Here is a 9,016-nt window from a genome sequence, read left to right as displayed (position 1 = left end):
GATGTGATCTCTATCGACGCAGGAAGTACTGCAATCGGTAATACAGTTGATTTCAACTATGCTACTGCAGCAGACTATAACTCTGATCAAACCGTTACTAAAGCCAACTCTTTGAAAGTTACTTCAACGAAAAACTTTAACGTTAAAGTAAAAGCAGGAGGTGCTAATTTTATAAGTGGAACCAACTTAATCCCTGTAAATGTTTTGACGATCAAAGCAGCTGCATCTGCCGGAACAATGGGCGGAACAAAAAGCGCTGTCGTTTTATCTGCAACTGATCAAACTTTGGTATCAAACGCTCCGCTTGGAAGTGCATTAACATTGAATCTGGATTACATGATTCCTTCAGCGAAATCATCATCTTCTGATATTTTAGGTAAACCAGCCGGAACTTACACACAGACAGTAACTTATACTGCAACGGCTTTATAATATTTTTTTTTAGTTTGTAAAGGTTCCTTTTGTTACGTTTTCAGTAGTTTTGGGAATCTTTATTTTTAAATAATTTACACCATGCGCAAGTTTATTTACCTTTTCATTTTCTTTATCCTTACAGGATCTTCTTCAATTTYGGCACAAAGTATCTCGATGTCCCCTACTCGTCTGTTTTTCACAGGTAATCCGGGAGAAAAAGTAACACAAACAGTTACATTGCAAAACAGCTCAGATAAGGATTATGTTTTTAATCTCAACTATAAAGATTGGGCTAGAGAAGAAGACGGAAATAAAGTGTATCTTGATGCGGGAAGTTCAAAAACTTCTAATGCCTCTTGGGTGTCTACCTTAGAAAACGCTGTAACAGTTCCTGCGAGAAGTACAAAGGAGATTGTAGTAACCATGCAGATTCCGGCAAACGCCTCTAAGTCTGCTGTTACAAACAGCATGCTGTTTTTTACTCAGCTTCCTCAGCAGGCAGATCAGGCACGTATTCAGAACGGGATTGGTATTATTACCTTATTTGAAGTTGGACTTCACATCTTTTATACACCACCAGGGAACCATACAAAAAGTTTAGATATTACCAATATATCAGAGGTAATTAATGAGAATGCAGCAAACAAAAAAGTGGCAGTAAGCATTCATAACGATGGAAATACCATCAATGATGCTACCGTTGAGTTTGAATTGACCAATACCGACAATGGTAAGGAAATAAAATTACCCGCAATTTCCATCTCCATGCTTCCCGATACCAATCAGGTCGTGCAATTTTCTTTACCGGAGAACATTTCAGGGAACTATCTTGGCGTGGCTATTATTAAAATGGCAGGATCCAATGATTTACGCGTAGGCGAAAAAAACTTTAAATTTTAAAATTAAGTCTTGAAACCACAAAAAAGTATATCGATATCAATAAGAAGAACAATCTTACTCTTTGCATTTGTTCTTCTGAACTTTTCTGTTGCCTTTGCGCAGGAGAAGAAGGATATCGAAATCCGTTTCGAAAATGAAAGTGTAGCTGTTGAAAAGGGTTCTACTTTTACTAATTTCCTGGTCATTGAAAATAAGAGTTCTGAAGAAATTACCATTCAGAATATCATATCTTCGGAAAAATATCCGGGTTTACTTTTCTATCCAAAAGGTGACTTTACCTTAGGTGCAGGTCAGTCTAAAAATCTTCCTGTAAAACTGATCGCAAACGTCGATTTTATGAAATTGGTATCCAATGAGATCAGATTCCAGGTTTCGTATACCACTCCGACGGTCACCGAAACTAAAAGCGCTTCTTTCTTCGTTGAAAAAGAAGAGAATAAAAACATCGCAATTTATACGGCAGCTTACGAAAATTTCATCAATCCTGCTGCTCCCGACTCCTCAATTCTGCTCACTGTAGAAAACCAGGGTTATAGTAAACGAACTGTTAAGATTGATTTGCAATCTATTCCTGATGGTTTGGAAATGATGCCAAAACAACAAACCGTATCTCTGGAAGGTTTAGAAAAACAAACGGTTGAGATCAAAATTGTGGTCAGAAGACAGAATACGCTTTTTCCTGAATTTAATATTAATGYAACCGCCACAGATTTATTTAATAATGAAATCGTGGGAAGCAATACGCTTCACTTGGTTATTTTATCAAACAACAGGCAAATTGCTCGTGGAAATGAAGCGGTAAACGGAAGTAATTTTGCGGAACTTAGCTATAACGAAAACAGTTCAAATTTTAATTTTCTACAATTAAGAGGAAACACAGCGTTTCGTGTGACTGAAAATCTGAAATCGCGTTTCAATATAGGTGCAGATTATTATCTTGAAGACGGCCGTTATAATCTGTACGATACCTGGCTAGAACTGGAAAGAAAAAATACGGTATTACGTATGGGAAATGTTAATAGTAACGACTACGATTACCCGGTTTTCGGGAGAGGTGGTAAAGTTTCTACCAAATTTGGCAATAATAATCAGATTGAAGTTCTTGCGCTGGAAAATAATTATAACCTGTATGGTACTTATTTCCAGCAAACAGAAGGATCTACCATTGTAGGTGCAAAATATGGTTTTGGGAATTCTAAATCATTCAACGGAAAAGTGTCATACCTATTCGACCATGATCCGCGTTTGAATGTGGATACACAGGTTACGAATGCAGTATCATCATTTTTAATTAACGATAAACATACAATCCGTACTGAGGCAGGTCTGAGTCACGAAAAAGGTCTTTCTAACAAAGATGAAAACGTAGGAGCTACAATGGGAGCCAATTATGACGGAAAAATAGGGAAATGGGACATTCAATCTGTTAATACTTTTGCCACCAAAAGTTATGCAGGGATCAAAAGGGGATCTTTTTTTTCAAATCAACGTATCGGTCGTCAGTTTTCTGATTCTCAGCGTGCTTTTATACAATATCAGAATTCGCAGGTAGACCCCGAGTTTCTGAGTTTCCAGAGTACGCCTCTCCAAACTGGGAATAACGCTAATCTGCGTTATTATTTCAACAGTACAGAATCTTTGGGAACAGGTTACCAGTTTTCTTCAAATAAGTGGAATTTCTTATTGTCTCCAAAGGTTGAAAGACAAAAAACAGCCAATTCTTACACCTCGCAAGAACTTTTTTCTTACCGGATGGAAGCTAACATAAGCACCACATTAGGTTCTCACGGGTTGAATTGGATGGCGGAATATTCTTATTCAAAAGCAAGCAATAAAGCTGATTGGTTTAACAGTCTGAAAACAACATTATCTTACAGGTACAAAGCTTTTTCCCTCAACGGAACAGCACAATGGAACGCAACCACTGTATTTGATTTAAATTCTTATTACAATGTAGACCGTAATTTTGCCAACTACAATCTATATGCTTCGTATAATTTCCAGATGCTTGGTAATAATCTGATTGGGTCTTTTTCAGCCGGCGCTTTCTATTCGGAGCTTTATAAAAACTTAAACAGCAATGTAAGTGGTAATCTGGAATATAAAATTTCGCCTTCGTGGTCGTCTACAGGTTATTTTAATCTTTCCGGTTATAAATCTACTGCTGAATATGCAAGCAGTGGTAGTTATTACCAGTTCAGAGTGGGGATTAGAAAATATTTTGCCGCAGCTACGGCTCTTGGAAATCATAAAGTAACGTTTCAGTTATTTGATGATAAAAATTTCAACGGACTTCTGGAAACGGGTGAATTGGTTTTAGCAAATGAAATAGTGAAACTGGACAATTTTGTTGCACTGACAGATAAGAATGGAAAAGTAGTTTTTCAGAATGTGCCTGAAGGTATTTACACGCTGAAAGTAAACGAAAGTGCGGGTGCACGATTGATGATGGATCCTGTAATTATGGTCGATAAAAATATCAACCGCAAAGTGGGGCTGGTAAAAAACATCAAGGTAAGAGGGAAATTAACAGAGATCAAACAAGCTTACGATGTTTTGGAAACAGATGTAACCGGAATAGTAGTGTATGCAAAAGGTGAAGATGGCGTGATTCATACCGCAGTAGTTAACCAGAAAAATGAGTTTGAGTTTTTCCTGAAAGATGGAAAATACGATCTCTATATTGAAAATGACAAATACAGTTATACTCAACCCAACCAGACTATTCAGGTGACAAAAGAAGGTTATTCAGAAACCGTTGTTTTTGAATATAAAAAGAAAGACACCTCGATAAAGGTGAAAAAGTTTTAAATTTAGAGGATATGAAAACGATGAGAGGTTTTTTAATAGGAATTTTTACCATATGCTGCGGATCGGCAGTCACAAAAGCTCAGGATGTTTACCTGTCAATTCCTGAAAATAATATTTTTAACAGGAGTGAATTTACCTCATTACCAACAAGGGTAATGAACACCAACAGAACAAACTGGGATTATAATTTTTTCGGATTTGCACCGACATCTCCTACATTTACCTCTACGTCCGGACCCAATTTCACCCACTCTACTTCCTCATTTTCTTTACCCAGCTCCGTTCTTCTGTGGCAGTTAGAAAGTATGGGCGGTCAGTTGCCGTCTACCGGATATTTTGGTTATTTGCCAGGTTTCCAGTCGTTCAGTACAAGCGCTATAAGATGGTTTGAACCGCCTGCATACAGTTTTGGAGGAGGATTCAACCGGGGAAATATCAATTTTACGTTTAAGATTCCTGCATCACAGTTTGCTGCCAATGTTTTCCGGGCCGGAAATTACTCGATGGATATCACTCAAAATTATAATGATTTCACGCCACGGAATTTTAAAACAATTTTAATTATTCCTTCATCCATCAGATGGATTACAACATCTTTAACAAAATATATAGAAATATCTTCTTTGAATGACTACCGAGCTACAGGAACTAAGGTGTTCAGTTTGGAAAATGCGGAAATTGCGAGTACGGTCGATTTTAATTTATGGGCGAAAGCTGCAGCCACAAATATTCAGTTTACTTCTTCTAAAGGTGTTCCGGGAACCCGAAATATAGCAAGCATTAAATTAGGTAGTAATGGCTCTGCACTTACAACCAGAGCATTATCTGCCAATTTTCAGAATTTTTCGCCTGCTAATTTCAGTGTTGCAGCAGGAAACAGAAACAGCTTTATCCCGGAGCTTTATGTGTCTGCGGATGATTTTAAAAACAATTTTTTTGAAGCCGGAACTTATACTTTTGAATTGAACTTCAATGCCGCAAGTACAGATAATTCAATTAACAGCTTGCAAAATACAGCGGTTCAACTAAAGGTGCTTCCTCGGTCGGAGATCACCATACCAAGTTCCGGGAGAAATGTAAATTTTAATTTTAATACAGCCGCCCAATACACCAATGGTCAGTCACAACTGATTCCAAATCAGATTACATTGTCCARCAATGAGAGTTTTGAACTGTATGTAAAATCGGACGAAAATTATTTTAAGAAAGGCGGCCTGCAAACCGACATCAATTCCAACATATTACAAATTGGCGTGGATGGAAGTTCTGTAAATGCTCCCTTATCTAAAACTCCCCAAAAAATATTATTCAACGGAACTCCTGTTTTGGACAGGCCACTGAATGTAAGATATACCATTCCGGCTGCAGGTGCTCAAAGTTTGGTAGGAAAGGAAAATACCACCTACTCTATTAATGTTTATTATAGCTTTACGGCAATTTAAGTAAATAAAACTTATAGACTTTACTTTTGATCACAGACAAATCTGAATTTAACGTAATCAAATAGATGGTATTAAAACCATTAGAAAATAAAATATTATTCACGACGCCACCCAAGTAGCGTCGTTTTTGTTTTTTTATAATTTATTGATTGATAAATCGGCTTTAATAAATGTTCAGATGACCATCTCAATGCATTAAAGCAACTCATAAATAAGAGCCTTGCAAAAAAATATTGAAATACGTATTATTGCACAAACGGCAGCGAGTTTTAACTAAACTTTTATTAAACGAATCGTATATGATTTGATTCAAAAATGGTTTGGCATAGAAATCGAGAAAAATAAGTAATAACTATGCTTTAAAAGCTTTGATACTAAATTTATGAGTGACTCTATTAACGAACTACAATTAAAAATCGAAAGGCTGGAAAACGAAATCAGTTTTAAAAACGGATTGATCTCGATATTGTCTCATGATTCAAAAGAACTTTTTGGAAATTTCCTGTGGCTCATAGAAGCGATGGAAGAAAAGACCATCAACGAAGAAGATTTTTTTAAATTGTTGCCGCAGGTAAAAAATGATGCCCAAAAGAATCTGCAAACCATTCAGGACAGCACCGCATGGCTAAAAACACAATACGGGAACTTCAAGGCTAAACATGAGAAAATCATGGTAATTGATCTTTTTCATCATTTAGAAGAAAAATATGCTGTTAAATTAAAAGAAAAAAATATTAAATTTTATTTTAAAGGAAATCCCAATGCATTTCTTACAAACGATCGCTTACTGCTCGAATACGTTTTAGATAAAATTTTCAACAATGCAATAAAATACTCGTGGTCCGGTCAAGATATTTATTTACACGAGGTTACTAAAGATGATGAGGTAGTGCTTTCTATGATCGATTTAGGAACGGGAATGAATGAAAAATACTTATCTACGGTCTTCACTTATGATAATCCAATATTCCAGGGAACTTCTGGTGAGAAAGGTGCTGGATTAAGTTTGAAAATTGTAAAAAATTTTGTATCCTTGATGCACGGAAACATCGACATCATTTCGTCGGAAAATAAAGGAACAAATGTTTCCCTTTTTTTACCTAACTTTAATGAATGAAGGATTCAAAATCAAATGTTCGTATTGTTGTAGCAGATGATCATGGTATTGTCCGGATGGGTTTGATACAAACGATCAAGCGACTCAAGCCCGACGCTATAATTTCAGAAGTAGAAGACTATAAATCGCTGTTCAAAATAATTCTGAAAGAAGAATTAGATTTAGCTATTATGGATGTTAATATGCCCAATGGTTCTGTACAGGAAGCGATTGATTACATAAAAATGCATCAACCCAATTTGAAAATTCTCATCTTCTCTTCTCAGGATGAAGAATTGTACGCAATGCGTTATTTAAAAATGGGTGCAGGTGGCTATCTGAACAAGCAAAGCTCTGCTGCAGTAATTGAAACTGCTTTGACGTCGATGCTTAATACTGGCCGATATGTAAGTAACGACTTAAAAGAAGCAATGTTTTTCGAATCATTAAGTGGTGCAACAAAAAGCTCACCCTTTGAAGCGCTATCAGATCGCGAGCTGCAAATTGCTAATAAGCTTGCAGAAGGTCTTCCCCTCAAAGAAATTTCTAACCAGCTTAATCTCCATTCATCTACGATCAGTACTTACAAAAACAGGCTGTTTGAGAAGCGTACATTCCCGGCTGTAACTCCTATGATAGGTATTTTATCATATCCTGGTAACATCCTTATCTGTTTTGTTGCTTCAATACCACTCATTACAGGCATTTGTACATCCATCAAAATAATGGAAAACTGCTTTTTCCGGCATTCTTCCACTGCATCCAAGCCATTGACCGCTTCAGTAAGATGTATATTAGGCGCAAGCAATTTCATTATTCTGTTATTCAGAACCATATTTACAGGATTGTCATCTACCAGAAGAACTTCTAATTCTTGAGATGATAATAAAGATTCCTTTTCTTTCTGGTCAGGAATAACTTCTGGGCTATTTTGAGAAACCCTCTGTAACATTTTATATAAATCATTAGACTTGATAGGCTTTGACAATAAATATGTATTTTTTCTTTCACGAACGGAAGCAAGTATGTCTATTTCTTCTGAAGAGGACGATAGTATGATTACGGGTTGATCATCTTGATGATTAGGCATTTCGTCGATCTTTTCGATTATTTCCAATCCAGACATTAACGGCATATGGTAATCCATAAGAACTACATCAAACCGCTCACCTTTCATAAGAATCTGCAAAGCTTCCATTCCGTTTGTCGCTAAAGAACATTCGATATTCTTATAGGAAAGCATATGCTGAAGAATGATCCTGTTGCTTTCATTATCATCCACTACCAAAACTTTTTCTATGGTCATATTATTTTCATCCTTCGATTCAGAGATTTCGTAAGGAACCTCAAGGTCAAAACAAAACACGGAACCTTTATCCGGTTCGCTTGTAAGCGACAGTTGGCTTCCCATATATTTCAAGATATTATTAGAAATGGTAAGCCCAAGACCCGTTCCTCCATAACGTTTGCTGATTGAGCTGTTTTCTTGGGTAAACGCATCAAAAATGTATTTCTGTTTTTCAACAGGAATACCAATACCAGTATCTCTTACCGAAAAACGTAGGGCAATCTTTTTGTCATTTGAATATAACTTCTCCACTTTAAGTTCGATCTCTCCCTTTTCTGTGAATTTAACGGCATTTCCCAAAAGATTGATAAGAATTTGCTTTAATCTTGATTCGTCAATGACAATTGTTTTCGGAAGTCCCGCCTCAATATTGAGCAGAAGTTCGATATTTTTCTTCTGAGATTGATACAAAATGACATTAATTACCTGGCTCAGCATATCATAAACATTGCTTTTTTCATTTAAAAGTTCCATTTTTCCGGATTCAATTTTAGAAAAATCAAGAATATCGTTAATAATATTCAGCAGGTTCTCTCCCGACTCATTAATGTAGTTCAGATATTGTGTTTGCATTTCATCCATGGGCGTCCTGAGAAGAAGATCTGAGAATCCTATGACACCGTTTAACGGGGTGCGGAGCTCATGACTCATATTGGCCAAAAACTCAGATTTTGCTTTGCTTGCCAAATCTGCGGTATTTTTAGCATTTTTAAGTTCCTCATGTATACGTACCACATTGGTAATATTTTGTATTGAAATAATTACACCGCCCACCTCATCTTCAGTCAAGTACCATGGTCCGATTTTAAGATCATAATGCTGAATCTCTTCCTTACCTTTTACCTTCAGTTTAATATCTCCGTCAATATAGGTTTTCCCTAAAAGCGCATTGTAATAAATTTCTTTTCTTGTCTGGGGAAGATCGGGAGATATGGTAAAGAGATTTTTCCCAATAACGTCTATATTATTCATATTGAACTCCTCACGCCATTTGCTGCTTACAGA

6 protein-coding genes and 1 pseudogene are annotated in these 9,016 nt (G+C 36.4%); 6 read left to right on the top strand and 1 reads right to left on the bottom strand.

All coding sequences use genetic code 11. The features are described 5' to 3' along the window. The 6 genes and pseudogenes from AB4Y90_RS13005 to AB4Y90_RS12980 all read left to right on the top strand — a co-directional run. A partial coding sequence (locus AB4Y90_RS13005; protein ID WP_441557995.1) for a peptidoglycan-binding protein LysM occupies positions 1-432 on the top strand: 432 nt, incomplete at its 5' end. 81 nt (positions 433-513) lie between these two features. Continuing rightward, complete coding sequence (locus tag AB4Y90_RS13000) at positions 514-1,314, top strand: hypothetical protein (RefSeq protein ID WP_441557994.1); 801 nt, start codon at positions 514-516, stop codon at positions 1,312-1,314. Between the two features lie 9 nt (positions 1,315-1,323). Further along, positions 1,324-4,125 carry a hypothetical protein gene (locus AB4Y90_RS12995; protein WP_441557993.1) on the top strand — a complete coding sequence of 934 codons (2,802 nt, stop codon included), beginning with the start codon at positions 1,324-1,326 and terminating at the stop codon, positions 4,123-4,125. A gap of 11 nt (positions 4,126-4,136) precedes the next feature. Next, a complete protein-coding gene (locus AB4Y90_RS12990; RefSeq protein WP_441557992.1) occupies positions 4,137-5,567 on the top strand; it encodes a hypothetical protein in 1,431 nt (476 codons plus the stop codon). Positions 5,568-5,949: 382 nt separating this feature from the next. Further along, the gene (locus AB4Y90_RS12985; protein ID WP_441557991.1) at positions 5,950-6,684 is read left to right on the top strand and encodes a sensor histidine kinase; all 735 of its coding nucleotides are present in this window, start codon (positions 5,950-5,952) and stop codon (positions 6,682-6,684) included. Next, positions 6,681-7,211: pseudogene (locus AB4Y90_RS12980) on the top strand (response regulator); the annotation flags it as partial. The gene AB4Y90_RS12985 and the pseudogene AB4Y90_RS12980, both read left to right, overlap by 4 nt. 35 nt (positions 7,212-7,246) lie before the next feature. On the opposite strand, the gene AB4Y90_RS12975 reads toward AB4Y90_RS12980, so the two are convergent. Continuing rightward, positions 7,247-9,016 (bottom strand): response regulator (locus AB4Y90_RS12975; protein ID WP_441557990.1); only part of this gene is annotated, 1,770 nt, incomplete at its 5' end.

The organism is Chryseobacterium sp. 2TAF14 (assembly GCF_052115105.1).
In the GTDB taxonomy this organism is placed as follows: Bacteria; Bacteroidota; Bacteroidia; order Flavobacteriales; family Weeksellaceae; genus Chryseobacterium.
This window is presented reverse-complemented; position numbering and strand designations above follow the sequence as displayed.

What these genes read in the sequence shown, in the direction of transcription:
- AB4Y90_RS12985 (WP_441557991.1), top strand. Translation starts at nt 5,950, where the DNA reads ATGAGTGACTCTATTAACGAACTACAATTAAAAATCGAAAGGCTGGAA.